This window comes from Cryobacterium sp. Y82 (assembly GCF_002929495.1).
Taxonomy (GTDB): domain Bacteria; phylum Actinomycetota; class Actinomycetes; order Actinomycetales; family Microbacteriaceae; genus Cryobacterium; species Cryobacterium serini.
Genome location: NZ_PJJJ01000035.1, coordinates 43,878 through 68,938 on the forward strand (window position 1 = coordinate 43,878; position 25,061 = coordinate 68,938).

Sequence of the window (25,061 nt, forward strand, 5' to 3'; positions counted from 1 at the left end):
AAACCGATTGAACCGGCGACCTCTGCACTATGTAGGAAGCGCTCTCGGGAGCGCTGGAGGGCCCGGGTTCATCCCTGTGAAAGAATGAGACCCGATGCCCACCATGCTACCGGCCCGCCAATTCAGTGCCCTGCGCCTTGCCGATGTTCTCGCCAGTTCCCTCAGTGCTGTTTGCGCCCGGCCGAACGCGCTGGACTTGCCCCCGGTGCGCAAGGCAGTCGTGATTCTGGCGGATGGGCTCGGCGTCAGCTCTCTTCGAGCACGCGCCGGGCACGCCCGATTCCTGTCGTCCCGGCTCAACAAGTCGAGCATCATCGATGGTGTCTTCCCTGCCACAACGGCCGCGGGAATTGCGTCGCTCACCACCGGCGTGGAACCGGGCCAGCACGGTCTGGTCGGCTATCAGGTTCTCGACCAGGCCAACGACCGCGTGGTCAACCAACTCACCGGTTGGGACGACGGTATGCAGCCAGCCACCTGGCAGCGGGCCCGCACCGTCTTCGACCGTGCTGCCGACGAGCACGTGCCGAGCTTCGCCATCGGCCCTAGGCGGTTTGTGGACTCCGGCTTCACCCAGGCGGTGCTGCGCGGCGCCCAGTACGTTCCTGCCGAGAAGGTGGCCGATCGATTCGCGGCCGCGCGCAACATCCTGAACGACAACCCGACCGCGCTGATCTACCTGTACGTGGCCGAACTCGACGTCGCAGCGCACGCTCTCGGTTGGGAGTCCGACCGGTGGCTGGCCCAGCTGGAAAACCTCGATTCCGAAGTGACCCGCTTTGCGGCGACGCTGCGCTCCGACGAGGGCCTGTTGCTCACCGCCGATCACGGTGTGATCGACGTACCGAACACACGACATGTACTCTTCGACACCGAACCCGCCCTCGTGTCCGGTGTGCGTCACGTGGCGGGGGACCCGCGCTGCGTACAGCTCTACCTCGATCCGCTGCAGTCCGCGGTGACCGCTGATACGCTGGCGGATGCCTGGCGCGCGTCCCAGGGGGACCGCGCCTGGGTCTATACCCGCGCTGAAGCCGTCTCGGCAGGCTTGTACGGACGCGTTGCCGCCGGGGTACTCCCGCGGATCGGCGATGTACTCGTCGCCGCCCGCAAGTCGATCGCCTACTACGACTCCCGTCCGACCGACCAGAGAGCCCGCAGAATGATCGGGCAGCACGGCTCCCTCACCGATGAGGAAGTGCGTGTGCCGCTGATCCGCGCGGGCGCCTTCGCGCGATAACTCGCCCACGCTGCGCGCTGGGAACCCGGCTGGTTAGACCGGGTACTGGCGGCGCTTGACCTGCGGCTTGGGCAGACGCATCGGCCGCAGCTGCAGCGCACGCATGGCTGCATACCAGCGAATGCGTTCGGCTTTGTCGGCTCCAAACTTGGCCTCAATCTTCTTGGTGAGAACGAAGCCGAGAACGACGCAGTCGATGACCGCGAGAATGAAAAACGCCCAGAGCGCAATCAGGGACACGCTGGCAAGGCTGGGAACCGTCGTGAGAAGGATAGCCAGGAACATTACCGGAATCATCAGCTCGCCGACGTTGAACCGTGCATCCACGTAGTCCCGGGCATAGCGCTTTTGCAGGCCGCGTTCGCGCAGCGGCAGGTATTTGTCGATGCCGGCGGCCATGCCGACCCTGGCCACGTCACGCGCAGCGGTCGACTTGGCGCGTGCCTGCTTAGCGGCCAGCTTGCGGTCATCGGGAACCAACGGGCGTTTGTTGGCCGCTTCCTGCTTCTTCCGGGTGGGGGTCGCCTGACCCTTACCCGGGTTAGGCGTGACACCGAGGCGCGCTGCGGTCTCGTGGGAACTTTCAATCGACGGCTGGGCGTCGGGGTTTACGGGAGGCTTAGCCACATCAAATCCTTGCAATTGGGTGCCTTAAGATTACCGGTATGACTGGTAACCCACAGACAAATTCTCATTCCAACGGCCTGGCGCCCGATTCGGCGACCGATTCGAGTGCCACTTCACAGACACGGGCTGCGCTCCGCGACGCCGTCGAATTGGGCCTTCCCACCACGATTGCTGACCTGTGCGCGCTGGTGCGCATTCCTTCTGTGTCATGGGCAGCGTTCGATCGTGCGCAGGTCGCGGCCAGCGCCGATGCCGTAGCCGCACTGGTGCGGGGCCTCGACGTGTTCGAGTCGGTCGAGATCGTGCAGGCCGGCATTGGGCCGACCGGAACTGGCGGCGGCACCGAATTGGGCCAGCCCGCGATCCTCGCCTCGCGTTCGGCCCGTAACGGCCGCCCGACCGTCTTGCTGTATGCCCACCACGACGTACAACCCCCCGGCAAGGACGAGGACTGGGAATCCGACCCGTTCACGCCGACCGTGCGCGGCGATCGACTCTACGGCCGCGGCGCTGCCGACGACAAGGCAGGCGTCATGGCCCACGTCGCGTCTATCCGCGCTCTCGTCGCGGCCGTCGGTCCCGACTTCGATCTGGGGATCGCACTGTTTATCGAGGGCGAGGAAGAATTCGGCAGCCGCTCCTTCGCTACCTTCCTCGACGAGAACCGCGAGGCCCTGCGCGGCGACGTGATCGTCGTGGCTGATTCGAACAACTGGGACATCAACACGCCCGCCATCACCACGGCCCTTCGCGGTAATGTCACTCTACGGTTGACGGTGCGCACCCTCGCGCATGCCTCACACTCTGGCATGTTCGGCGGAGCAGTCCCCGATGCCATGCTCGCCACCATCAAGCTGCTCTCGACCCTCTATAACGAAGACGGTTCGGTGGCCGTCGCCGGCCTGACCAGCATCGACGTTCCCACCCCGGACTATTCTGACGAGCAATTGCGCGCAGAAACGGGCCTGTTGCCCGGCGTCAGCCCGATCGGCCACGGCTCTATCCTGAGCCGAATCTGGTCGCAGCCAGCTCTCACCGTGACGGGAATCGACGCACCCACCGTCGATAACGCCTCCAATACACTCACCCCGGCGGTGACGGTTCGGCTCAGCACGCGGATCGCCCCCGGCCAGTCCGCCGTAGAGGCCGCAACGGAAATCGAAACGCACCTTCAGGAGAACGCGCCATTCGGCGCGATTATTGAGATCGACGATGTGGATACCGGTGAGCCCTTCCTCGTCGATACCAGTGGATGGGCCGTGACCGAGGCTCGTTCCGCCATGACAGATGCCTGGGGCGTTCCACCGGTCGACATCGGCGTAGGTGGTTCGATCCCGTTCATCGCCGATCTGGTACGGGTCTTTCCGGCTGCCCAGATTCTCGTGACCGGAGTCGAAGACCCGGATTCGAGGGCCCACAGCCCAAATGAGTCCCTGCACCTCGGCGTCTTCAAACGCGCCGTGCTCAGCGAGGCCTTCCTCTTGGGGAGCCTGAACGCACGCACCGGGCAGTGAGCGGACACCGTATCAGCGGCCGACGATCAAAGAAATCGTGACAGCGTGGGAATGCACCCGTCGAATTTATGGTTGTCGGGGGTAGGCTTAATGACATCGCAATCTATGAGATCGCACTGTGCGTGACTGCGTGAACCGAGGAGAAGCATGACCGACACCATGACCGAAACCGTCAGCACTGCTGACACCGCCCACGTCCCTGCCGCTGCGCATGGCGTCGGACTCACCGACACGGCCGCGCTCAAGGTACGCAGCCTGTTGACTCAGGAAGGGCGCGAAGACCTGCGCCTGCGCGTCGCCGTCCAGCCCGGGGGTTGCTCCGGCCTGATCTACCAGCTCTACTTCGACGAACGCGTGCTCGATGGCGATGCCCTCGTTGATTTCGATGGGGTCGAGGTCGTTGTCGACAAAATGAGTGTTCCCTATCTCGATGGCGCCTCAATCAACTTCGAAGACACGATCGAGAAGCAGGGCTTCACCATTGACAATCCCAACGCTGGCGGCAGCTGCGCCTGTGGTGACTCTTTCCACTAATAGTCGGCGCTCCAGCGCGCGTTTGTCCAGTAACTATTGCGGGGACATCATCACTTCGATGATGTCCCCGCTTTTTTCAGCCCAGAATGTACCGGATTCGCCCAAAATGACACCATCACGACAGTGCCAAGTGCACAAATCGTGTGCGACCCGGCCCGGAGTGCACTTCGTATGCGCTCTCGCGGAGTAGGCTAGGAATCGATCAAAACGCTTCCTGAGAAGCGTCCTCGAATCTCCCGAAAGGTCCCCCGGTGCGCAATAATCACCGCCTTCGTTGGGCTGCCATTCCGCTTGCAGCGACGTTAGCCGTTGTACTGGCAGGATGCACGCAAGCCCAGCTCCACGGTTTCCTGCCCGGTTTTGAAGAAGAGGGCGAAACGGCGGTGACCAATCAGACCGATCGCATAGCTGGTCTGTGGACCACCTCGTGGATCGTGCTCCTCATCGTAGGTCTCATCACCTGGGGCCTCATTATCTGGACGATTGTCGTCTACCGACGACGGAAGGGCCAGACTGGCCTCCCGGTTCAGCTTCGGTACAACATGCCGATCGAAATCTTCTACACCATCGTGCCGTTCATTCTCGTCATCGGTTTCTTCGCCTTCACCGTGCGCGACCAAGTCGCTATCGAGGCTCGCTACGACAATCCCGACGTGACGATTGAAGTTCAAGCCAAGCAGTGGGCTTGGGACTTCAACTATGTCGACGAAAATGTCTATTCGCCCGGCATCCAGGGCCAGGTTGATCCCAACGGCGAGGTCGGTGCGATCGACCAGTCGAAACTTCCCGTGCTGGTGCTCCCGGTCGACAAGACCATTGAAATAGCGCTTGAATCTCGCGACGTCATCCACTCGTTCTGGGTCATCGACTTCCTGTACAAAAAAGACGTCGTCCCCGGCAAGACGAACTACATGTCGGTCACCCCGGAGCGCATCGGCACATTCGCGGGCAAGTGTGCCGAGTTGTGCGGTGAATATCACTCCCTCATGCTCTTCAACGTCGAGGTCGTCTCCCAAGAGGACTACGACATCTACGTTCAGACACTACGCACTGCGGGTTACACCGGTCAGCTCGACAACGAGTTCGACCGGAATCAGAATCAGCCGGGCACGAGTGCCCCGACGGCACCGGAGGGCAACTAAGCCATGACAACGACAATCGCACCCGTTCCGTTACGCCCGGCTGCACCGGTTTCGAGCTCTGCCGAACGCAAGGGCAACGTTCTCGTCCGGTGGATCACCTCCACCGACCACAAGGTCATCGGGTACATGTACCTGATCACCTCGTTCATCTACTTCTGCCTCGGTGGCGTCATGGCGCTCATTATTCGTGCGCAGCTGTTCGCTCCCGGGCTCGACGTGGTGCAGACAAAGGAGCAGTACAACCAGCTCTTCACCATGCACGGCACGATCATGCTCCTGATGTTTGCAACGCCGCTCTTCTTCGGCTTTGCCAACTTCCTGGTTCCCCTGCAAATTGGTGCTCCTGACGTTGCATTCCCCAGGCTGAATGCGCTCGCGTACTGGTTCTTCAACTTCGGTAGTCTCATTGCCGTAGCCGGGTTTCTTACCCCTCAGGGCGCGGCATCCTTCGGTTGGTTCGCCTACCAGCCGTTAGCGAGCACCACGTTCTCGCCCGGCGTTGGAGGGAACCTCTGGATGGTCGGCCTCGGACTTTCCGGATTCGGTACCATTCTCGGGTCCGTGAACTTCATCACGACCATCATCACCATGCGCGCTCCGGGCATGACGATGTGGCGGATGCCGGTATTCACCTGGAATTCGCTCATCACGTCCCTGCTGGCCCTTATGGTCTTCCCGGTTCTCGCGGCTGCCATGCTCGCCGCAGCCTCCGACCGAATCTTCGGCTCACACATCTACGATCCGGCCAACGGTGGCGCCATCCTCTGGCAACACTTGTTCTGGTTCTTCGGCCACCCCGAGGTGTACATCATTGCCCTGCCATTCTTCGGCATTGTCTCCGAGGTATTCCCGGTCTTTAGTCGCAAGCCAATGTTCGGCTACAAGACGCTCATCTACGCGACCATTTCGATCGCGGCCCTGTCGGTATCGGTCTGGGCGCACCACATGTACGTCACCGGTTCGGTGTTACTGCCGTTCTTCTCTCTCATGACGATGCTGATCGCGGTGCCAACAGGGGTGAAGATCTTCAACTGGATCGGCACCATGTGGCGAGGGTCAATTACCTTCGAAACGCCCATGATCTGGGCCATCGGCTTCCTCGTCACGTTCACCTTCGGTGGACTTACCGGTGTCATCCTGGCATCGCCGCCGCTCGACTTCCACGTGTCGGACACGTACTTCGTCGTCGCGCACTTCCACTACGTAGTCTTTGGCACCGTGGTCTTTGCAATGTTCAGCGGGTTCTATTTCTGGTGGCCCAAGTGGACCGGCAAGATGCTCAACGAAAGCCTCGGCAAGTGGCACTTCTGGCTGCTCTTCATCGGATTCCACACAACCTTCCTGATCCAGCACTGGCTCGGTGTCATGGGCATGCCTCGCCGGTACGCAACGTACTCACCGGATGACGGTTTTACCTGGATGAATCAGGTATCCACCGTTGGCGCAATGGTTCTTGCCGTATCGATGATCCCGTTCTTCCTGAACGTGTACATCACTGCACGCAAGGCACCCCAGGTCACCGTTAATGACCCGTGGGGTTATGGTTCCTCACTCGAGTGGGCAACGTCCTGCCCGCCGCCGCGCCACAACTTCACCTCTATTCCAAGAATCCGCTCCGAGCGTCCCGCGTTTGACCTGAACCACCCTGAAGCCGGCATACCCGTCGGTATCGGCCCTGGTAAGGACGCGCCCGACATTGCGGTCTACGACATCGACTCGAACCAGGTTAAATAAATGAAGACCAACGTCAACATCCTCTGGGTCCTCACCGCGTTCTTTGTCGTCGTCGCAGCTGTGTATGTTGCGTGGAACGTGTTGGACCATGGTCGTGTCGAGTGGGCCGGCACCTTCATGCTCGCATTGACGGCGCTGCTCGTAGCGTTCATTGCTTTTTACCTCGACAGGGTACACGCGGCTCAAGCGGGGGAGCTGCCCGAAGACCGTCTCGATGGCAACATTGATGATGGTGATCCAGAGATGGGCTTCTTTAGCCCCTGGAGCTGGTGGCCCATATTCCTGGCCGTTTCAACGGCGCTACTTTTCCTCGGTTTAGCCGTGGGCTATTGGATTTGCTTCATCGGTCTAGGTATCGGTCTTGTTGCCCTTACCGGTTGGGTCTACGAGTACTACCGGGGCGTGTTCGCCCGCTGAGCACATAACTTTGTCGATACCGATCTCCCTTAAGGGGGGGTCGGTATTGTCGTTTAACCAATCAGCCGCGTCGCATCACGGGGATGCATGACGCAAAGAAACAGTCGGATGCTCCGCACTGTTCTTTCAGCGTCGCCGAAAACCAAAGATGTCGAAGGCGACTGTAACGACTCGATCCGTTGCCGCTGAGTCCACCCCCGCCAGCCCTGAGTGATGCGCGGACGGCCCCATACCGATCAATGAGATCACTTCTACTGCCGTTAGCTGCACGGTACGGCCGAGCTGCTCGTGCACCTCGAGAGTGAACCAGGCGGCGAGACTCGCCGTCAAATGAGCAGCCTTGTCGGCGTGCATTTGCACGGCGAGTCCCGACTCGCGCAATTGCTGCAGATGGGTCGGCTGCGGAACCACGACCAGCAGAAGCCCGTCCGCTCGCAGCACGCGGGCGAATTCAGCGGCATTGCGGGGTGCGAAAACGTTGAGGATGATGTCCGCGACGCCATCGCGTACCGGGAGCGGCGACCAGACGTCCGCCACGAGCCCGTCAACGCGATCGCTTGAGCGGATAGTACGACCCACGGCAGTGGGGGACAGGTCCATTCCCAGCGCCCGTTTATCGTCTCCTGGGGGCAGCGCTGCGCCCAGGTAATAACCAGTGCCACAACCCACATCGAGGATGCGGTGGGGCGCCTCATCGGCGACGATGTCGCGGATGCTGTCTCGAAGCGGCTCGTACCACCCGGCATCGAGGAAATGGTCCCGGGCATCCAGCATTGTCGCGCTATCGCCAATGAATTTGCGCTGCCCGCCAAGAAGATTAACGAAGCCCCGCTTGTTCACGTCGAAGGAATGCCCGTGGTCACAGCCCAGCAGAAGCGCACCGCTGGAGCGTAACGGCAGAAAACAGTTCGGGCACCGAAGCCACTCCGATAGTGTCTGGAGTGACATCGATGCCCGTTCTGTTGGTTTCGCTCTACTTTTCAGTGATCTCCGCTGGATGATCACCGTGGGCTCTGCTGAGCTCAGTCTGCGTAACCGGAGTGATCCGGTCCTCGAAGAACCACCGGGACAGGCCGGCCCGGACTTTCTCAGCCGCGCCGATCTTGCCCTGAGCGTTGGGACGCAACATGAGCGGCTTGAAGTCGCTGTAGCTGACCAGCTTCCAACGCTCGTACTCGTCGACGGGCTGATGCACCTCGACGAATTCGCCACCGGGGAGTCGTACGATGCGGCCAGACTCATAACCGTGCAGCACGATCTCGCGGTCCTTCTTCTGCAGGGCCAGGCAAACCCGCTTGGTGATGAAGAAGGCCAGGAACGGGCCGAGCAGCGTGGTCACCTGGAGTGTATGGATGACACCCTCCATGGTGAGGTGGAAATGCGTCGCCATGATGTCCGACGATGCTGCTGCCCAAAGCGACGCGTAGAACGTCACACCGGCCGCGCCAATGGCCGTGCGAGTGGGGGCGTTGCGCGGACGGTCGAGCACGTGGTGCTCACGCTTGTCGCCCGTGATCCACGCTTCAATAAACGGATAGACCATAACGGTCACGATGAACAGTCCGACCACGACCAGCACCACGAGGATGTTGAGCGAGTACGTGTGGTTCAGCCAGACGAACTCCCAACCGGTAGGAATCAGCCGCATGGCACCGTCGGCGAAACCGATGTACCAGTCGGGCTGAGTACCGGCCGAAACCGGTGACGGATCGTATGGCCCGTAGTTCCAGATCGGGTTGATCGTGAACAACGAAGCGATCAGCATGACGACACCGAAGACAATGAAGAAGAATCCACCGGCCTTGGCGGCGTAGACCGGCAGGACCGGGTAACCCACAACGTTCTCATTGGTGTGTCCGGCAGCGGGGTACTGAGTGTGCTTGTGCACGACAATGAATAAGAGGTGCATGGCAATCAACGCCACGATGATCGCTGGCAACAGCAGAATGTGCAGCGAGTACAGCCGTCCGACGATGTCCGTACCGGGGAATTCTCCACCGAAGAGCAGGAATGAGACCCAGGTGCCTACGACTGGAATGCCCTTGATCAGGCCGTCGATGATGCGCAGCCCGTTACCGGAGAGCAAGTCGTCGGGGAGGGAGTAGCCGGTGAAGCCTTCGGCCATGGCCAGGATGAAGAGGATGAAACCGATGACCCAGTTGAGCTCCCGCGGTTTGCGGAACGCACCCGTGAAGTAGATGCGAAGCATGTGCAAGCCGATGGCTGCAACGAAGAGAAGCGCTGCCCAGTGGTGGACCTGACGCATGAGGAGGCCACCGCGAATGTCAAACGAGATGTCCATCGTTGATGACATGGCAACGGACATCGGAATGCCCTTGAGCGGGGCGTACGAACCTTCATAGACGACTTCGGCCATCGATGCCTGGTAGAAGAACGTCAGGAATGACCCCGACAACAGAATGATGACGAAGCTGTACAGCGCCACTTCTCCCAGGAGGAACGACCAGTGATCCGGGAAAATCTTGCGACCAAGTTCTTTGACCGCACCCGAAATGCTCGTTCGCTCGTCAATATAGTTGGCCGCCGAGGCGGTGAATCCGCCGGACTTCTTCGCTCCGACGCTTTGATCGTCAGCGGTATCGCGGGTGGTTAACGTTGTCATGCTCGCTCCCAGAAACTTGGGCCGACTGGTTCAGTAAAATCGCTTTGTGCGATCAGGTAGCCCTCAGCGTCCACGGCGATCGGGAGCTGGGGTAGTGCCCGTTTGGCCGGTCCGAAGATGACCTTGCAGTGGTTCTCAACGTCAAACTGGGACTGGTGGCATGGGCAGAGCAGGTGGTGCGTTTGCTGTTCATAAAGTGCGACCGGGCAGCCGACGTGAGTGCAGATCTTAGAATATGCCACGATGCCGTCATACGACCAAGACTTGCGGTCTTCCTGCTCGGTTAGGTCGTTTGGATCCATTCGAATGAGCAGAACAGCGGCTTTGGCCTTCTCTTCCAAACGACCGTGACCCATTTCGGACAATCCCTCGGGGATGACGTGGAACGACGATCCAAGCGTGACGTCTGCTGCTTTGATCGGGGTTCCGCTCGGGTCCATGGTCAGACGAACGCCTTTTTTCCACATGGTTTCATGGAGTAGGGCTACCGGGTCCTGATCCATCGGGCCAAGGCCACGAAACAAAACGACGGCCGGCAACGGAAAGACGACGAGGGCGCCGATCAGGCTGTTCCGGATGAGCGTACGGCGGCCAAAACCTGATTCCTCGTTGGCCTGCTGGAAAATCTCTACGGCGCGGGCGCGAACCGGTTCGGTTCCCCGAACGGGATGGCGTTCGTCAACGCCCTCGTGATCGCTCATGAGGGCTTTGCCCCAGTGCACCGCTCCGATGCCGATCGCCATCAGGGCGAGAGTCAGGCCGAGGCCGATGAAGAGGTTGTTCAGGCGAACGGAACCGGGATCTTCGGCAACGATGGGAAAAGCCATGTATGCGGCGATCGCAAAAACGCTGCCCACGATGGACACGTAGAACAACGTGTAGACGGTGCGCTCGGCCTTGCGCTCTTCCTTGTGGTCAAGGTCGGTGATGCGCGGACGGTGCGGCGGGAATCCCGGGTTAACCAGGGAATCCCGTGTAACGACGGCTGTGCTTGCGGCAGATGTCGCGAGCTGCGCGCCAGGCGAGTCGGCGGCGGTTACGTGCTCCGCGCCGTTATCGTCCTTGGCCATTGTTCTCCTTCGTGGGTGTAAATACTTTGCGCTGTGGTGCTACGCAGCGTTCGATCGGTACCGAATGGCGTGTCAAGGCCGGATACCGCGTTCTAGTTTGATTTTGCGGTGATCCACACGGTGAGGGCCACGATTGCGCCCAATCCGAAGATCCAGATGAAGAGGCCTTCAGCTACCGGTCCCAAGGAACCGAGGGCTAATCCGCCCGGAGACGGATTGTTCTCGACGTACTTGAGGTAGGTGATGATGTCGCGCTTATCTTCGGGGGAGATGTTCATATCGTTGAAGACCGGCATGTTCTGCGGACCCGTGATCATGGCTTCGTAGATGTGCTGGGCCGATACGTTCTCGATTGCGGGAGCGAACTTTCCCTCCGTCAGAGCGCCACCGGCGCCGGCAACGTTGTGGCACATTGCACAGTTGATGCGGAACAGTTCAGCTCCGCTTGCGGCGTCTCCAGCTGCGTCGAGCACCTCGCCGGAGGGGATAGCCGGACCGGGGGCGAGCGAGGCGACGTAGGCGGCCAGTGCGGCAGTCTGCTCGGCCGTGAACTGCACCGGCTTCTTCTGCGCCTGCGGGCCCTGCATCTGCAGGGGCATGCGACCGGTACCGACTTGGAAGTCGACCGAGGCTGCTCCGACTCCAATCAGGCTGGGGCCTTCTGACGATCCCTGAGCGTTGAGCCCGTGGCAGGTGGCGCAGTTCGCCGCGAAGAGTTTTTCACCCTGGGCAATGGTCTGCTGGGAGGACGCATCCGTTGTCGCAACGGCAGTACTCGTGCTGAAGGCGACGTAGGCGCCTCCAGTGAAGAGCAGTCCGACGGCAATGAGCGCAACACTGGCGAGAGGATGGCGACGTCCGGTCTTGCGTGGCCGGCGTGCGCGAAGGGTTTTGATCTTGGTCATGCTGGACTAGTCCGCTCCCGTTTCTGAGTATTATCTTCTATTTTAGAACGTAGATGACCAGGAAGAGCCCGATCCAGACGACGTCGACGAAGTGCCAATAGTAGGAAACCACGATGGCGCTGGTGGCCTCTTTGTGGCCGAAGTTCTTGACCGCGAAACCGCGCCCAATCACAAGAAGGAAGGCGAGCAGTCCAGCAGTCACGTGAATGCCGTGAAAGCCAGTCGTTATGTAGAAAGCCGAACCATAGGCGTTGGAGGATAGTGAAATTCCTTCGGAGACCAGCGTGGCGTACTCAAACACCTGGCCGGTGACGAAGATTGCGCCGAGGGCGTAGGTGAGGAAGAACCACTCGACCATGCCCCACTCACTCGGCTTCCAGCCCGTTGAACGAGCCTGCAGCCGTTCGGCAGCGAAGACTCCGAACTGGCAGGTGACCGAAGACGACACCAGGACCAACGTGTTGATCAACGCGAAGGTGAAGTTGTGCTTGTCGGCCTCGAACAGCCACTGCTCGGGGGCGGTTGAACGAAGCGTGAAGTAGATTGCGAAGAGCCCCGCGAAAAACATCACCTCGCTGCCCAACCACACAATGGTGCCCACAGCCACGCTGTTAGGCCGGTTCACGACGGGCGCTGCCGTCTGAGTAATTGAGGTGCTGGTCACCCCTCCATTATGGCCGATATTCCCACAGGTTTTTCTCAATCAGGCATGCGAGAGGGACTTTTTACCCGATCTGAGCGTGCAATTTCCGTCTGGAGATGCGGTGAATTCCGGGAGTAGGTCCAGTTCTCCTATGATCGGGACCATGCTTGAATCGCAGTCTTGGCCCAACATATTAAATTCTCTTCTTAGCGGAAGGGACCTGAGTGTGGCCGACGCCGCCTGGAGCATGGAACGCATTATGCTCGGCGAGGCTTCTCCGTCCCAGTTGGGCGCTTTTTTGGTGGCTCTCCGGGCTAAGGGGGAGACCGTCGACGAGATTGTCGGATTTCGTGACGCGATCCTCGAGCAGGCAGTTGCGCTCCCAATTCATCCGATGGCACTCGACATTGTCGGTACGGGTGGTGATCAGTTCGGGACCGTAAACATTTCGACGATGGCCTCGATCGTCTGCGCGGCAGCGGGTGTGCCGGTAGTCAAGCACGGTAACCGCGCCGCCAGTTCAGCTTCCGGCTCGTCCGACGTTCTCGGCGAATTGGGGATCGACTTGTCGCGGGACGCGACGCGAGTGGCCCAGATATTCGAGGAGACCGGGATCACCTTTGCCTTCGCTGCCGCCTTCCATCCCGGGTTTCGCCACGTGGCCCTCACTCGCAGGGAGTTGGGTATTCCCACCGTGTTCAACTACCTCGGTCCGCTGTGCAATCCGGCGCGGCCTGAGGCATCCGCCGTCGGCGTGGCTGACCTCAATCAGGTGCCCCTCTTCGTCGGTGTGTTTCAAACTCGCGGTGCAACGGCCTTGGTCTTTCGGGGGGATGATGGCCTCGACGAAATGACGACCACCGGGCACAGCCATGTCTGGGAAGTGTCGCGCGGCCTGGTCACCGAACACGATATCGACCCGCGTGACCTCGGCATCAAGCGAGCGCAAATTAGCGATTTGGTCGGCGGTTCGCCCCAACACAACGCAGAAATTGTGCACCGTGTCCTCGCCGGGGAGCCAGGACCTGTTCGTGACATCGTGTTGCTCAATGCCGCGGCCGGGCTGGTGGCCTTCGACTTGGCCAATGATGCTTCCCAAGTTCAGGTGGCTATTTTGGAGCGCTTTCGCAATAAGTTGGCCGTGACCGCCGAAGCAATTGACTCTGGCGTGGCCACGGCCAAATTGTCGGCGTGGATTGCGGCGGCCCGGGTCTGAAACCGAGGCCGCCAATCACATGACGCTCGCTAGAGAACGTCCTCGTCAACCCACCCAAATGTCTTCGTGACCGCTTTTTTCCAGTTGCGCAGCTGGCGGCTGCGTTCGGCCTCGTCCATCTGCGGCGTCCATCGGCTGTCTTCCTGCCAGTTAGTGCGTAGTTCGTCAAGACCGCTCCAGAAGCCCACTGCAAGGCCGGCAGCATAGGCTGCGCCCAAGGCTGTCGTTTCCGCAACGACCGGCCGCACCACGGGCACGCCGAGGATATCGGCCTGAAATTGCATGAGCAGGTTATTTGCGATCATGCCGCCATCCACCTTGATCTCGGTCAGGGGAACACCCGAATCGGCGTTGACCGCGTCGATCACCTCCCGAGTCTGAAACGCCGTCGCTTCAAGAGCCGCGCGGGCAATGTGACCCTTGTTCACAAACCGGGTGAGTCCGACCAGGGCGCCGCGGGCGTCGGAACGCCAGTACGGGGCGAACAGTCCCGAAAACGCCGGTACGAAGTAGGCTCCTCCGTTATCGTCGACCGTTTTTGCCAGGCTCTCAATCTCGGAGGCCGAGCTGATCATGCCGAGGTTGTCGCGCATCCACTGCACCAGTGCTCCGGTCACCGCGATAGACCCTTCCAGGGCATAGTGCGGAGCGCCGTCACCGAGCTTGTACCCCAGAGTGGTCAACAGCCCATTTTTGGAGTGCACAATCTCGGTACCGGTGTTGAAAATCAGGAAGTTGCCGGTGCCATAGGTGTTCTTGGCTTCACCCTGGTCGAATGCAGCCTGACCGAAGGTCGCTGCCTGCTGGTCACCGAGGATGCCGGCAACAGGAACCTCACGCAGCAGGCTCGAGGTGTGCGCGGTGCCGTAGACCTCAGAGGAGGAACGGATTGAGGGCAGCATCGACTTGGGCACGTCGAAGACGGCGAGGATCTCGTCGTCCCATTGCAACGTTTCCAAGTCCATGAACAGGGTACGGCTCGCGTTGGTCACGTCGGTGGCATGCACGCCGCCGTCAACGCCGCCAGTGAGATTCCACAACACCCAAGAGTCCGTTGTGCCAAAGAGTAGGTCACCAGCATCGGCTTTAGCCCGGGCTCCCTCCACATTTTCGAGGATCCAAACGATTTTCGTGCCGGAGAAGTAGGTGGCCAGGGGCAAGCCGACCTTCTTCTTGAACCGTTCGACACCGCCATCAGCGGCCAGGCGGTCGACGATCGGTTGGGTGCGGGTGTCCTGCCAAACGATGGCGTTGTAGACGGGAACACCGGTGGTCTTGTCCCACACCACGGCCGTTTCGCGCTGATTAGTGATTCCGATGGCCCTGATATCGTGTCGGGTGAGGTTGGCCTTGGACAGTGCCTGCCCGATCACTTGACGGGTGTTGTCCCAGATTTCTTTCGGGTCGTGCTCGACCCAGCCAGCCTGGGGAAAAATCTGCTCGTGTTCGAGCTGACCGGTCGACACGATTGATCCGGCCCTATCGAAAATAATGGCCCGGGAACTGGTCGTTCCCTGGTCAATGGCGAGAATGTAATCAGTCATTGGTGAGTGTCCTCCTTGTGAGTGTGCGAAAAGTACAGATGTGGCCGCAGGACAATGGGCCGATTCGCTCAGGGAACCGGCCCGTTTGTTCGAGTCAGGCGGCGAGCAGTGGCAGCAGAATCAACGCGGCCCAACCAGCGAGAAGCCCCCCGATGATCGGCCCCACGACGGGCACCCAGGAATACGCCCAGTCGGAGCCGCCCTTGCCCTTGATCGGCAGGATGAAGTGGGCGATGCGCGGCCCGAGGTCCCGAGCCGGGTTGATGGCGTACCCGGTCGGGCCACCGAGCGAGGTACCGATGACGATCACGAGCAGAGCCACGGGGAGGGCTCCGAGAGAGGCCAGTCCACCGGATTCGCCCTGGCGGTCACCACCGAAAGCGATGACGACAAAGACCAGCACGAAGGTGCCGATGATCTCCGTGACGAGGTTCCAACCGTACGAGCGGATGGCCGGCCCGGTGGAGAAGACACCCAGTTTGTTGGCCGGGTCTGGTTCGGCGTCGAAGTGTTGCTTGTAGGCGAGCCAGCACGCGACGGCGCCGAGGATGCCACCGATCATCTGTGCGGCGATATAGGCGAGGACCGAGACTGCGTTGACGGGAACACCCATCCCGAATTCCTCGGCACCGTTGGCGACGAGGCCCAGGGTGACGGCAGGATTGAGGTGCGCTCCCGAACGGTAGGCGACCACGACACCGGCGAACACCGCGAAGCCCCAGCCGATGGTCACCATGAGGAACCCACCCCCGAGGCCCTTATTCTTGGCCAAAGCGACGTTGGCAACCACGCCGGTTCCAAGGAGAACCAGCATCGCAGTGCCCACGATCTCCGAGACGAATACAGCTCCGATATTTTCCACGAGAACCTTTCTGGTCAGACAAGGGACGCTGCAGCTTCCCCTCTGCGGTGAGCGGACGGCAATAACATAGCGCGGGGCGTCACCAAGGGGAATAGGCCATGCGAGTTCGCCCTGGTATTTACTGACCGTGGTCAAAGCGCGTATGTTGAGCTTGAGAAAATTCGCCTGTGAGAGGCACCCGAACGAATCCGCGGCATCACCGAGTGAATGGCTATTCATGAAGAAGCTCATCAATGATCCGAAGAACGTCGTCAACGAAGCCGTAGCCGGGTTCGAGATGGCGCACGCCGACATTGTGCGGGTCTCCCACGATCCGGTCTTTATCCTGCGAGCGGATGCGCCGCTGCGCGGCAAGGTCGGAATCGTCAGTGGTGGCGGCAGCGGACACGAACCCCTGCACGGCGGTTTTGTCGGTTTTGGAATGCTGGATGCCGCCGTTCCCGGCCCCGTTTTCACCTCGCCGACACCGGACCCCATCCTCGCGGCGACACAGGCCGTCGATGGCGGCGCGGGAGTGATCCACATCGTGAAGAACTACACCGGCGATGTGCTGAATTTTGAGACCGCCGCCGATCTTGCTGCCGCTGAAGGCATCGAGGTTCGCGCGGTCATCATCAACGACGATGTCGCCGTGAAGGACTCGCTCTATACAGCCGGACGCCGCGGCGTGGCTGGAACGGTCCTAGTCGAGAAGATCACCGGAGCTGCCGCTGAGCGCGGCGATGATCTGGACGCCGTTGTCGCCGTGGCCGAGAAGGTGAATTCACGCGTGCGCACCATGGGTGTTGCGCTCACCCCGTGCGTTGTGCCGCACGCGGGGGAACCTAGTTTCACCCTGGCCGACGACGAAATCGAAATCGGCATTGGCATTCACGGCGAGCCAGGGCGAGAGCGAATCAAGCTCGAACCCGCCGACGCGATAGTTGACCGGCTACTCGGCCCGATTCTGGACGACCTGCCGTTTGCCAATGGCGACGAGGCCCTCCTCTTCGTCAACGGTATGGGCGGCACACCGCAGATTGAGCTGTACATCGTTTTCCGCCGGGCTGCCGAAGTTCTAGCGGAGCGAGGTATCACAGTCACCCGGAGCCTAGTCGGCAATTACACGACGAGCCTCGAGATGGCGGGAGCATCGATCTCCGTTTTGAAACTCGATGACGAGCTCACCGCGCTCTGGGACGCCCCGGTCCAGACGTCCGCGCTACGGTGGGGACGATAGAAGGAGATTCGATGGCCCCGAACGATGAACCCGGCGCAGCTGGCTCTGGCGCCGCCCTCTCCAACGCAGTGCCCCGGCTGGACACCGGCTGGACCATTCGCTGGATTCGACGAAGCGCCGAGGTACTCGCCGCCAACCGGGCCGCCCTCAACACCCTTGACCGCGACATCGGCGACGGCGACCACGGGGAGAACATGGATCGCGGTTTCCAAGCGATCCTGCCCAAACTTGAGGGACTCGACGACGAGACAACGCCAGGCTCCGTGTTAAAAATTGTTGCCACAACCCTGATCTCGACGGTCGGCGGTGCTGCCGGTCCGTTGTACGGTACAGCCTTTCTTAAAGCTGCCGGTGCTGTCGGCGCGACGCAATCGTTGGATTCGGCCGCACTGGTCGCCCTACTCACGGCGGCGCGGGACGGCATCGTGCTGCGGGGCAAAGCAGTGGAGGGTGACAAGACCATGATTGACGCCTGGACCCCGGCGGTGAATGCGGCGTCGGCAGCGCAGACGGCTGGCTCGCCCATTGGCGCCGTCTTGCTGGCCGCAGCGGATGCCGCAGCACAAGGCGCGCAGGCTACCGAACCGCTGGTTGCACGCAAGGGACGGGCGAGCTATCTCGGAGAGCGAGCGATCGGTCACCGAGACCCGGGCTCCCAGTCGACATCACTGCTGCTGCGCGCCGCGGCCGACCTGGTCGCGCAGCATTGATGGCGGCGACATCCGCTGAACGAGTCGGCATCATTTTCGTTTCGCACAGCGACAAGATCGCAACGGGTTTAGTCGAATTGGTGCGCCAAATGGCACCGACGGTGCGTCTTGTCGCCGCGGGTGGTACAGATTCCGGGGGAATCGGTACGAGCTTTGAGAAGGTCAGCGCCGGAATCAGCGCGGCAAACGGCGGTGTTGGCGTGGTGATTCTCTGCGATCTTGGTTCGGCCATCCTAACCGCGGAAACTGCGCTCGATTTTCTCGAGGAGACCGAGCAAGACCAGGTGCGGATTGTCGACGCACCCCTCGTCGAAGGCGGAGTGGCTGCGGCGGTGGCCGCAGAAATCGGGGGAGGCCTTGACGAAGTTGTCGCGGCGGCGCAGTCAGCGCTGCACGTGATGAGTAGGGCCACGCTGGCCACCAAGCCATCGTCGGCCGGGGTGTCGCGCACGGTAATCCTCGTGAACAAAGACGGTCTTCATGCACGGCCAGCCGCAGAATTCGTGAACTTGGTGAGCACATTTTCGGTCCCGATTACCCTGAACGGCACGGACGCCAGCAGCCTGCTGAGCATAATGTCGCTCGGCCTCAGTCGGGGGAGCAGCGTGCACCTCGCGTCGCCAGACCCCGCGGCTGGACCGGCGATCAACGCCCTCGCGCACCTGCTGGAATCAGGCTTCGGTGAGAAGTGAGCCGCCGGCGCGAACGTGCGGGAAGCTCTTAGCAGTTTCGTGCCTTATTGTCCAATTTGGCGTATCGTAATGGCATGATTCAGGACAAGAACACCTCAGGAGGTCCCGAAGAGCGGGCCACGACCGATTCCTCGGCGTGCCCGATCTGCGGTCAGGCCATGCGCGAACACACCATTGACCACTCAACCCGGAATACCGTGGTTAACTGCCCGGTTTCCCATCCGGGCGCGTGGGACCGCGATGCTTTCGAACCGGTCAACGAATTTGGCATGGTCATACATCGAGCCCACACCTGACGCGGCAGGGCAACCAGCCACCGGGGGAGGACTAGCGCCCGAACCGACAGCCTGATCGGCCGGGCGCGATCAAGGCCGTCTCGCGTTGTGCATCACGTTTAAGGATGCGCCCGGCCATTCTGATTGAGAATGCCAGTTGTTGCAGGCTAACCTGCGAGGCCGAGTTGTTCGAGCATGCCCGTTTGGTCGCTACTGCCCCACCGCTCGACAAGTTTCCCGCTCTCGAAACGGCTTATTTGCATGCCGCGTACCGACATCGTTTTACCGCTGGCGGCGTGGCCCATGAGTGGGCCTTGGTGGGTGCCGGTGAGGGTATAGGCGAACGCGACATCGGTGTCGTTTGCGACGAGGCGTTCGACTTCGATGTGCAGGTCGGGGAAAGCGGCAATCATCTCGCCAAAGAAAGCTTTGTAGCCTGCCGGGCCCGGGCCCTGGCCAGGCGCCGGGTCGTTGTCGACTGCGCCTTCGGCCACGAGGTCGTCTAGAAGGTCAAGTTTTCCGCTGTTTACGGCTTCACCAAACTTTTGCTGTGCGGCGATATTCGTTTCTTTACTCATGTGTTTCCTCTTTTCTTAGGGTGTGACACGGAACACTTTGTGAAGGCGACGGGATGTCCGCGCCCGCTGGCGCGAGACGCTACGGCTACGGCTTCGGCACAGGGGGCCTGTTAAATTAGACCGACAGGGGCCGCAACTTCGGCACCCTTCTGCACAGCTACGAACCGTAAAGAGACGAAGAGGGTCTGCGCCTCCCCTTCGTCCCGGCGGCGCGAACCCTTTCGGGTTCGCTACTTCGCGAGGAAGGCGAGTACGTGCCGGTTCCACTCCTCCCGATGGGAAACGGTAAGACCGTGAGGGGCGCCTTCGATTACGACGAGCTCACTGCCGGCAATGGCTGCGTGAGTGCGCTTGCCGCTGACCTCGAAGGGCACGATCATGTCGGAGTCACCGTGTATCACCAGGGTCGGTACGGTGATTTTCGACAGATCGTCGCGGAAGTCCGTTGTGGCGAATGCGGCCGTGCAATCAAGCGTGCCCTTGGGCGACGCCATTTCGGCCATATCAAGGTTGTATGCAATCTGCGCGGAACTAACCTTCGGCTTATTGACCAACGACGACTTACCGGCGGTGAAGAACATCTGAAGAAATTCGTGCAGGAATGCCGGTCGGTCTCCGGTCAAGCCGTCGTGGAACCACTTGGCCAATTCGGCATCGACACCTCCATCAGGGTTGTCATCCGATTTCCAGAGGTACGGCGGCACTGCGCTGGCGAAGACGAACTTCGCGATGCGGTCGGTGCCGTAGGTTCCCGCGTAGCGAGCAAGCTCGCCGCCTCCCATCGAAAAACCGATGAGAGTGACATCCTGCAGGTCGAGGGTGTCGAGAACGGCCTTCAAATCGGCGGCAAGCGTGTCATAGTCGTAGCCGTTCCACGGCTGAGATGACTGGCCGAACCCGCGACGATCGTACGTGATGACCCTGTGACCGGCGTCGACCAGCGCGGGTACCTGACCTTCCCAGGACCTGCTGCTGAGGGGCCAGCCGTGAATCAGCACAACAGGCTTACCGGCACCAACATCTTCGTAGTGCAGTTCGACGTCGGGCCCGCTCTGACCAGGGACGGTAATGAAAGGCATGTTCTCTCCTCGTACTCGGGATGTTCGTTGGAGGTAACTGAGTTTGTGGGATCTAGACAATCGAGGTCCGCTGGGAAAACGCTGAAATGATGGCGCGGGCGGTCCCGTCCGGCCGGTCGAACCGCGGTATTCTGCGCCACGCAGTCGTTTAGGGGCTCGGTGGCGAGATGTCCGGAGCGGCTCTCCCGCGCGCTGTGACCTGTGCGAGAGCTTCAGCAGGTGGTTCAAGGTCTACGGCACACGTTCGCGGATCGCTGGCCCCGCAATTTGTCTTAGGGTCTCGGTGATGAGCGGCCAGGTTTGTAGGTCGAGACGGATGACGCATCCGCTAACCAGTATCGCCACGGGAAGTCCGTCGCATTGCCGCCGGGCCCGCTGACGCCAACTCTGGGTCCGGTTCGGTGCGGTAAAACCACACCGGCATCCGGAATAAAGAACTTCCACTGTCCGCCGAAAAGATCGTCACCGTCGTTGTCCAGGGTTGCTCCGAGGCTTTGGGCCAGGCAGCCAGGGCCTCGCGCCAAACTGCTATCAAGGAGAGGAATTTTTCGAGGCGTGCGTTCTCGCCGACTGCGGGCGATATCGGAACCTTCGATCACGTCTCCCGCCCTGATGAGACAACCGTATGGCTGGCCTGGATCTCCGGTGACGAGGTTGACCGCATGATGCATTCCGTAGGTGAAATAGCAGTACAGGTGTCCGGCGGGGCCGAACATTGTCCTATTCCGATTCGTCATGCCCCGATAGCTGTGCGCGCCGGGGTCTCGTTCACCCGCATACGCCTCTATCTCGGTTATACGAATGGTCACAGTGCCATCGTCATCGGTACGTTGAAGGATGCTGCCGAGAAGTTCCGGCGCAACATCGAATACCTCGCGGGAGAAGAACTTTCGGTCCGCTCGGTGAAACCCGTCCAAAACGCCCATCTGTTTAGCGTATCCACTCCGTGTGATCAGCGCTCGCGCCAGTCCCTGCGAGAATCCCAGAAGTAGGCGTGCGACAGCAGCGACATACTCGTGGCTGGTGTCGACCGCCCAACGACCAGCGGATGCGCCGGAATCCGTTGCCTGGCCCGTCTGCACAGGGATCGTCCAGCGGACCTGCTTAGTGTCGGGGGAGGCCGTGCACTGCGACCCCCGGACGACGGATCAGTACCCGGAACGCGACAAGACTGGCCGAGGAGTATCAGATATGTCGTGGATCGTACTTATCGCGTCCGGAGTGCTGGAAGCCGTCTGGGCGACGGCCCTCGGCAAGTCCGAGGGTTTCACCAAATTATGGCCGACTGTTATTTTCGGTGTAGCGCTTGCGCTCAGCATGGCAGGTCTCGCCTGGGCGATGCGCGAAATCTCGATCGGAACGGCCTACGCCGTGTGGGTGGGCATCGGCGCAGCTCTAACCGTGGCCTGGGCCATGATCAGCGGGGATACCAGCGTGTCCTGGGTGAAAATCGCTTTGCTCGTCGGGCTTATCGGCTGCGTCGTCGGCCTCAAGCTCGTGGACACGCCAATCGAGGCGGCAGCCCTTGGCGGCACATCTCCCGACGTGTCGACGAGCGCGCGCTAGCCGAGGAGCTCGTCAACGTAACACCAACGCCACAATTCGCGCGGCTCGGCGCTGCACATGATGGGGTGGCCGGACTCGTGAAAATGCCGGGTTGCGTGCTGACCAACGGATGAGTCGCAGCAACCTACCTTGCCGCAGACCAGGCACATCCGAAGGTGAACCGGGGTGGTGCCTTCGCGCACACAGTCGCTGCACTCCGGGTCCGGCGGCACTGGATGCTCACCCACGGCCCGTAGGTGCTCGCAGCCGCCGGCGCCCAGGGGCACCCCAGCAGTGTCGGGCCGGGTCGCGGAACGGCTTTCGGGGCTGAAATCGATGCCCAGGTCGTCGGGCGAGGTATCCAGCATGGATTCCTCCACATCGAGCATCTCAAGCACGTCGCTGATCACCTCGTGGGCATAGGCGCCCGAATGGCGCAGTTTTAGAACCCGGGCGCGCTCCGCGTCGAGCATGGCCAGCCGCAACTGTACGTAGCGCTTACTGGGAGTACGGTCGGCCAGCTCTGAACGTCCGAGGCGCTCCCAGGCCGCCCGGTTGCGTTCCTGTGTGCGGCGTTCGAGCATGTCGAGCACCTCCGGCGGATCGTCGGGCCGGGTGTGCTGGTGCAGGTTTTCTATGCCCGCAGCGGTGGCCTGATCCATCAGTGCGGCCTGGCTGAGTGCATCCGCTTTGTTGTCTGGACCATGCACCCCCAGGATGCGCACCAGCCACGGCAGGCTCAGGCCCTGCACAACCAGGGTTCCCGCCACCACGACCAGGGCCGCCAGAACGAGGACGGGACGGTGCGCGACGTCTTCTGGCAGCGCGAACACTGCAGCCAGGGTGACCACACCACGCATGCCGGCCCACGACACGATGGTGGGTAACTGCCAGGGGGGTGCGGGGTCGGTCTTTCGAATTTTGGGTATCAAGCGGGGGAGATAAATCGCGGGGAACACCCAAATCGGGCGCAACAGGAGAACTGCGACGAGTATGACAGCACAGGCACCCCAGATTCTCCCGGCACCCAGCGAGTCGCCGGAGGTCGCTTCAATAATCGACCGCACCTGCAACCCGATCAGCAGAAAAACAGAATTCTCGAGCAGGAACTGCACTGTGGCCCAGTTGCTGCGCTGGCTCAATCGCGACGCGCCGCCCGGCATCGCGGGCGTCTGGGTGCCGATCACGAGGCCGGCCACAACGACAGCCAACACACCGGATGCGTGGATCACCTCGGCGGGGATATAGGCCACGAACGGCGCAGCCAGGGACATGGACGTGTTGATGGCCACGTTGCGCACACGTTTTCGAATCTGCAACAGGAGCCAAGCAGCAATCAAGCCGACGACGACACCACCAGCGGCGGCAAAAGCGAGATCTGACGCCACTTGCCAGACGGTCACACTGCCGCCAATGGCAACGATCGCCGTGCGAAGAAGCACCAGCGCGGTCGCATCGTTGACCAGCGACTCACCCTCCAGAAGACTCACGACCCGGCGCGGGAGCCCGACTCGGCGTGCGATCGTGGTTGCCGCCACTGCATCCGGGGGAGCGACCACCGCGCCAAGGGCGAACGCCGCAGCCAGGGGTATTTCCGGAATCAGCCACCAGACGATCAGACCGATGGCGACGGTACCGAAAATGACATAACCAACCGACAGCAGGCCGATAGACCGGAGGTTTGTGCGGAACTCGACCAGGGAGGTACGGATGGCGGCTGCGTAGAGCAGTGGAGGAAGAATTCCCACCAACACCAGTTCCGGATCCAGCTGTACCGCTGGAATAAACGGCAGGTACGAGCCGACGACACCGACAACGACCAGCAGTAGCGGAACAGATAGGTTCAAGCGTCGAGCGAGGGCGCTGGCCGCGCAGACAACGACAACGAGAGTGAGAAGACCGAGTGAGACATCCATTTACTCCGCCAAAAGTTTCGGGGCCCAACTACGGCAAGATATGTCCAGCGGCGGTGAAGAGTCGATACCATTCTCCCCGCGTCAGGGGGATATCAGATCCCGCGGCCGAATCAAGAAGATGCCGCACGCTGGTCGTTCCGAGCACCACCTGCATGTGAGCAGGATGACGAGTGATCCAGGCCACGGCGATGGCGGCCGGGGGAGCATCATAGGTTCGAGCGAGGTCGTCGATGACATCGTTCAACGCGGCGTAGTTTTCTCGATCATTTAGAAAGATACCGTCGAAGAAACCCTTCTGAAACGGCGACCATGCCTGCAGCGTGATGTTGTTGAGTCGGCAGTAATCGAGAATGCCGTTGTCCCGATCGATGGACTGGTCAAGACCCGCCATGTTGGCCGAAATGCCGGCGGCGATCAGCGGCGCGTGCGTGATGCTGAGCTGCACCTGGTTCACGATGAGCGGCTGGGCAACCGAGCGTTTCAGCAGCTCGACTTGCCCCGGGGTGTGATTGGAGACGCCGAAATTGCGCACTTTACCCGTATCGTGCAAAACGTTGAAGGCCGCGGCGACCTCGTCGGGTTCCACGAGGGCGTCCGGGCGGTGCAGCAACAGCAGGTCGAGGTAGCCCGTTTTCAACGCCGTGAGTGACTCGTCGACGGATTTAAGGATGTGCTCCTTGGAAAAGTCCCAGAAGCCGGATCGAATGCCGACTTTTGACTGGATGGCCACACGTGCCCGATCTTCTGCCGAAAACGTCACCGCGTCACCGAAACGCCGCTCGCATTCGTGGGGCTCGCCGCCATACACGTCGGCGTGATCAAAAAAGTTGATACCGGCGTCTCGAGACGCTCCAACCAAGGATCGGATCTCTTCGTCGCTGAGAGGAACGATCCGCATCAGCCCGAGTACGATGTTCGAGACTTCCAAGTGGGTATTGGGTAATGTCATTGTCTTCATAGCTTCAGTGTGGGTGCA

At 61.0% G+C, this 25,061-nt stretch carries 25 protein-coding genes and 1 riboswitch; of the genes, 12 read left to right on the top strand and 13 right to left on the bottom strand.

The genetic code is table 11. The features are described from left to right. Nucleotides 1–94: 94 nt before the first annotated feature. Nucleotides 95–1,240 carry an alkaline phosphatase family protein gene (locus CXY70_RS12330; RefSeq protein ID WP_233205920.1) on the top strand — a complete coding sequence of 382 codons (1,146 nt, stop codon included), beginning with the start codon at nucleotides 95–97 and terminating at the stop codon, nucleotides 1,238–1,240. Between the two features lie 33 nt (nucleotides 1,241–1,273). Here CXY70_RS12330 and CXY70_RS12335 read toward each other — a convergent pair whose 3' ends face one another. Beyond that, nucleotides 1,274–1,867, bottom strand: coding sequence for a DUF3043 domain-containing protein (locus CXY70_RS12335; protein WP_104192667.1), 594 nt, complete (start codon nucleotides 1,865–1,867; stop codon nucleotides 1,274–1,276). A gap of 38 nt (nucleotides 1,868–1,905) precedes the next feature. Here CXY70_RS12335 and CXY70_RS12340 point away from each other — a divergent pair, with 38 nt between their 5' ends. The 5 genes from CXY70_RS12340 (at nucleotide 1,906) to CXY70_RS12360 (ending at nucleotide 7,208) form a co-directional block, all read left to right on the top strand. Beyond that, nucleotides 1,906–3,381, top strand: coding sequence for a dipeptidase (locus tag CXY70_RS12340; RefSeq protein ID WP_104192668.1), 1,476 nt, complete (start codon nucleotides 1,906–1,908; stop codon nucleotides 3,379–3,381). 147 nt (nucleotides 3,382–3,528) lie between these two features. After that, nucleotides 3,529–3,915, top strand: a complete 387-nt coding sequence (locus tag CXY70_RS12345; RefSeq protein ID WP_104192669.1) for an iron-sulfur cluster assembly accessory protein — start codon at nucleotides 3,529–3,531, stop codon at nucleotides 3,913–3,915. Between the two features lie 251 nt (nucleotides 3,916–4,166). Then, nucleotides 4,167–5,057, top strand: coding sequence for a cytochrome c oxidase subunit II (gene coxB / locus CXY70_RS12350; protein WP_104192670.1), 891 nt, complete (start codon nucleotides 4,167–4,169; stop codon nucleotides 5,055–5,057). A gap of 3 nt (nucleotides 5,058–5,060) precedes the next feature. Further along, nucleotides 5,061–6,791 (top strand): cytochrome c oxidase subunit I, encoded by a 1,731-nt coding sequence (gene ctaD, locus CXY70_RS12355; RefSeq protein WP_104192671.1) that lies wholly within the window; start codon nucleotides 5,061–5,063, stop codon nucleotides 6,789–6,791. After that, the gene (locus CXY70_RS12360) at nucleotides 6,792–7,208 is read left to right on the top strand and encodes a cytochrome c oxidase subunit 4 (protein ID WP_104192672.1); all 417 of its coding nucleotides are present in this window, start codon (nucleotides 6,792–6,794) and stop codon (nucleotides 7,206–7,208) included. A 126-nt stretch (nucleotides 7,209–7,334) separates the two neighbouring features. Here CXY70_RS12360 and CXY70_RS12365 read toward each other — a convergent pair whose 3' ends face one another. The 5 genes from CXY70_RS12365 to CXY70_RS12385 all read right to left on the bottom strand — a co-directional run bounded on the left by CXY70_RS12365 (nucleotide 7,335) and on the right by CXY70_RS12385 (nucleotide 12,470). After that, complete coding sequence (locus CXY70_RS12365; protein WP_104192673.1) at nucleotides 7,335–8,156, bottom strand: putative RNA methyltransferase; 822 nt, start codon at nucleotides 8,154–8,156, stop codon at nucleotides 7,335–7,337. Nucleotides 8,157–8,181: 25 nt separating this feature from the next. Further along, complete coding sequence (locus CXY70_RS12370; protein ID WP_104192674.1) at nucleotides 8,182–9,831, bottom strand: ubiquinol-cytochrome c reductase cytochrome b subunit; 1,650 nt, start codon at nucleotides 9,829–9,831, stop codon at nucleotides 8,182–8,184. After that, nucleotides 9,828–10,901: a ubiquinol-cytochrome c reductase iron-sulfur subunit gene (locus CXY70_RS12375; RefSeq protein ID WP_104192675.1), complete on the bottom strand. Its 1,074-nt coding sequence runs from the start codon at nucleotides 10,899–10,901 to the stop codon at nucleotides 9,828–9,830. Before CXY70_RS12375 ends, CXY70_RS12370 begins: the two co-directional genes overlap by 4 nt. Before the next feature lie 92 nt (nucleotides 10,902–10,993). Next, nucleotides 10,994–11,806, bottom strand: coding sequence for a cytochrome c (locus CXY70_RS12380; protein WP_104192676.1), 813 nt, complete (start codon nucleotides 11,804–11,806; stop codon nucleotides 10,994–10,996). Nucleotides 11,807–11,843: 37 nt separating this feature from the next. Then, a complete protein-coding gene (locus CXY70_RS12385) occupies nucleotides 11,844–12,470 on the bottom strand; it encodes a heme-copper oxidase subunit III (RefSeq protein ID WP_233205921.1) in 627 nt (208 codons plus the stop codon). Nucleotides 12,471–12,612: 142 nt separating this feature from the next. Between CXY70_RS12385 and trpD the strand changes: the two genes are divergently transcribed. Continuing rightward, on the top strand, nucleotides 12,613–13,665 hold the full coding sequence (trpD, locus tag CXY70_RS12390) for an anthranilate phosphoribosyltransferase (protein WP_104192850.1): 1,053 nt from the start codon (nucleotides 12,613–12,615) through the stop codon (nucleotides 13,663–13,665). A 29-nt stretch (nucleotides 13,666–13,694) separates the two neighbouring features. On the opposite strand, the gene glpK is transcribed toward trpD, so the two are convergent. Then, nucleotides 13,695–15,209, bottom strand: coding sequence for a glycerol kinase GlpK (gene glpK / locus CXY70_RS12395; protein WP_104192677.1), 1,515 nt, complete (start codon nucleotides 15,207–15,209; stop codon nucleotides 13,695–13,697). A gap of 94 nt (nucleotides 15,210–15,303) precedes the next feature. Continuing rightward, nucleotides 15,304–16,071, bottom strand: coding sequence for an MIP/aquaporin family protein (locus CXY70_RS12400; protein ID WP_104192678.1), 768 nt, complete (start codon nucleotides 16,069–16,071; stop codon nucleotides 15,304–15,306). Nucleotides 16,072–16,288: 217 nt separating this feature from the next. Between CXY70_RS12400 and dhaK the strand changes: the two genes are divergently transcribed. The 4 genes from dhaK (at nucleotide 16,289) to CXY70_RS12420 (ending at nucleotide 18,988) form a co-directional block, all read left to right on the top strand. Beyond that, the gene (gene dhaK, locus CXY70_RS12405) at nucleotides 16,289–17,290 is read left to right on the top strand and encodes a dihydroxyacetone kinase subunit DhaK (protein WP_104192679.1); all 1,002 of its coding nucleotides are present in this window, start codon (nucleotides 16,289–16,291) and stop codon (nucleotides 17,288–17,290) included. Between the two features lie 11 nt (nucleotides 17,291–17,301). Next, on the top strand, nucleotides 17,302–18,000 hold the full coding sequence (gene dhaL / locus CXY70_RS12410) for a dihydroxyacetone kinase subunit DhaL (protein WP_104192680.1): 699 nt from the start codon (nucleotides 17,302–17,304) through the stop codon (nucleotides 17,998–18,000). After that, complete coding sequence (dhaM, locus tag CXY70_RS12415) at nucleotides 18,000–18,692, top strand: dihydroxyacetone kinase phosphoryl donor subunit DhaM (RefSeq protein WP_104192681.1); 693 nt, start codon at nucleotides 18,000–18,002, stop codon at nucleotides 18,690–18,692. The genes dhaL and dhaM overlap by 1 nt, the downstream gene beginning before the upstream one ends. A gap of 74 nt (nucleotides 18,693–18,766) precedes the next feature. After that, nucleotides 18,767–18,988, top strand: coding sequence for a hypothetical protein (locus tag CXY70_RS12420; protein WP_104192682.1), 222 nt, complete (start codon nucleotides 18,767–18,769; stop codon nucleotides 18,986–18,988). Between the two features lie 146 nt (nucleotides 18,989–19,134). Here the strand turns inward: CXY70_RS12420 and CXY70_RS12425 are convergent, their stop codons facing one another. The 3 genes from CXY70_RS12425 to CXY70_RS12435 form a co-directional block, all read right to left on the bottom strand. Continuing rightward, complete coding sequence (locus tag CXY70_RS12425) at nucleotides 19,135–19,545, bottom strand: ester cyclase (protein WP_104192683.1); 411 nt, start codon at nucleotides 19,543–19,545, stop codon at nucleotides 19,135–19,137. 230 nt (nucleotides 19,546–19,775) lie between these two features. After that, a complete protein-coding gene (locus CXY70_RS12430) occupies nucleotides 19,776–20,624 on the bottom strand; it encodes an alpha/beta fold hydrolase (protein ID WP_104192684.1) in 849 nt (282 codons plus the stop codon). A gap of 272 nt (nucleotides 20,625–20,896) precedes the next feature. Continuing rightward, a complete protein-coding gene (locus CXY70_RS12435; protein ID WP_104192685.1) occupies nucleotides 20,897–21,550 on the bottom strand; it encodes a DNA-3-methyladenine glycosylase in 654 nt (217 codons plus the stop codon). 188 nt (nucleotides 21,551–21,738) lie between these two features. Next, a riboswitch (guanidine-III (ykkC-III) riboswitch) is annotated at nucleotides 21,739–21,804 on the top strand. An 11-nt stretch (nucleotides 21,805–21,815) separates the two neighbouring features. Between CXY70_RS12435 and CXY70_RS12440 the strand changes: the two genes are divergently transcribed. Continuing rightward, a complete protein-coding gene (locus tag CXY70_RS12440; RefSeq protein ID WP_104192686.1) occupies nucleotides 21,816–22,190 on the top strand; it encodes a multidrug efflux SMR transporter in 375 nt (124 codons plus the stop codon). Here CXY70_RS12440 and CXY70_RS12445 read toward each other — a convergent pair. Both CXY70_RS12445 and CXY70_RS12450 read right to left on the bottom strand, forming a co-directional pair. Further along, nucleotides 22,187–24,085, bottom strand: a complete 1,899-nt coding sequence (locus CXY70_RS12445; protein ID WP_104192687.1) for a Na+/H+ antiporter — start codon at nucleotides 24,083–24,085, stop codon at nucleotides 22,187–22,189. The genes CXY70_RS12440 and CXY70_RS12445 overlap by 4 nt on opposite strands. Nucleotides 24,086–24,113: 28 nt before the next feature. Then, nucleotides 24,114–25,043: an aldo/keto reductase family oxidoreductase gene (locus CXY70_RS12450; RefSeq protein WP_104192688.1), complete on the bottom strand. Its 930-nt coding sequence runs from the start codon at nucleotides 25,041–25,043 to the stop codon at nucleotides 24,114–24,116. Nucleotides 25,044–25,061 lie beyond the last annotated feature (18 nt).

Coding starts and splice junctions, on each gene's coding strand:
- CXY70_RS12330 (WP_233205920.1), top strand. CDS start 95: ATGCCCACCATGCTACCGGCCCGCCAATTCAGTGCCCTGCGCCTTGCC.
- CXY70_RS12425 (WP_104192683.1), bottom strand. CDS start 19,545: ATGAGTAAAGAAACGAATATCGCCGCACAGCAAAAGTTTGGTGAAGCC.
- CXY70_RS12440 (WP_104192686.1), top strand. CDS start 21,816: ATGTCGTGGATCGTACTTATCGCGTCCGGAGTGCTGGAAGCCGTCTGG.
- CXY70_RS12420 (WP_104192682.1), top strand. CDS start 18,767: ATGATTCAGGACAAGAACACCTCAGGAGGTCCCGAAGAGCGGGCCACG.
- CXY70_RS12450 (WP_104192688.1), bottom strand. CDS start 25,043: ATGAAGACAATGACATTACCCAATACCCACTTGGAAGTCTCGAACATC.
- dhaL (WP_104192680.1), top strand. CDS start 17,302: ATGGCCCCGAACGATGAACCCGGCGCAGCTGGCTCTGGCGCCGCCCTC.
- CXY70_RS12370 (WP_104192674.1), bottom strand. CDS start 9,831: ATGACAACGTTAACCACCCGCGATACCGCTGACGATCAAAGCGTCGGA.
- CXY70_RS12345 (WP_104192669.1), top strand. CDS start 3,529: ATGACCGACACCATGACCGAAACCGTCAGCACTGCTGACACCGCCCAC.
- CXY70_RS12360 (WP_104192672.1), top strand. CDS start 6,792: ATGAAGACCAACGTCAACATCCTCTGGGTCCTCACCGCGTTCTTTGTC.
- dhaK (WP_104192679.1), top strand. CDS start 16,289: ATGAAGAAGCTCATCAATGATCCGAAGAACGTCGTCAACGAAGCCGTA.
- glpK (WP_104192677.1), bottom strand. CDS start 15,209: ATGACTGATTACATTCTCGCCATTGACCAGGGAACGACCAGTTCCCGG.
- CXY70_RS12380 (WP_104192676.1), bottom strand. CDS start 11,806: ATGACCAAGATCAAAACCCTTCGCGCACGCCGGCCACGCAAGACCGGA.
- CXY70_RS12445 (WP_104192687.1), bottom strand. CDS start 24,085: ATGGATGTCTCACTCGGTCTTCTCACTCTCGTTGTCGTTGTCTGCGCG.
- CXY70_RS12430 (WP_104192684.1), bottom strand. CDS start 20,624: ATGCCTTTCATTACCGTCCCTGGTCAGAGCGGGCCCGACGTCGAACTG.
- CXY70_RS12435 (WP_104192685.1), bottom strand. CDS start 21,550: ATGGGCGTTTTGGACGGGTTTCACCGAGCGGACCGAAAGTTCTTCTCC.
- dhaM (WP_104192681.1), top strand. CDS start 18,000: ATGGCGGCGACATCCGCTGAACGAGTCGGCATCATTTTCGTTTCGCAC.
- CXY70_RS12375 (WP_104192675.1), bottom strand. CDS start 10,901: ATGGCCAAGGACGATAACGGCGCGGAGCACGTAACCGCCGCCGACTCG.
- CXY70_RS12365 (WP_104192673.1), bottom strand. CDS start 8,156: ATGTCACTCCAGACACTATCGGAGTGGCTTCGGTGCCCGAACTGTTTT.
- trpD (WP_104192850.1), top strand. CDS start 12,613: ATGCTTGAATCGCAGTCTTGGCCCAACATATTAAATTCTCTTCTTAGC.
- ctaD (WP_104192671.1), top strand. CDS start 5,061: ATGACAACGACAATCGCACCCGTTCCGTTACGCCCGGCTGCACCGGTT.
- CXY70_RS12340 (WP_104192668.1), top strand. CDS start 1,906: ATGACTGGTAACCCACAGACAAATTCTCATTCCAACGGCCTGGCGCCC.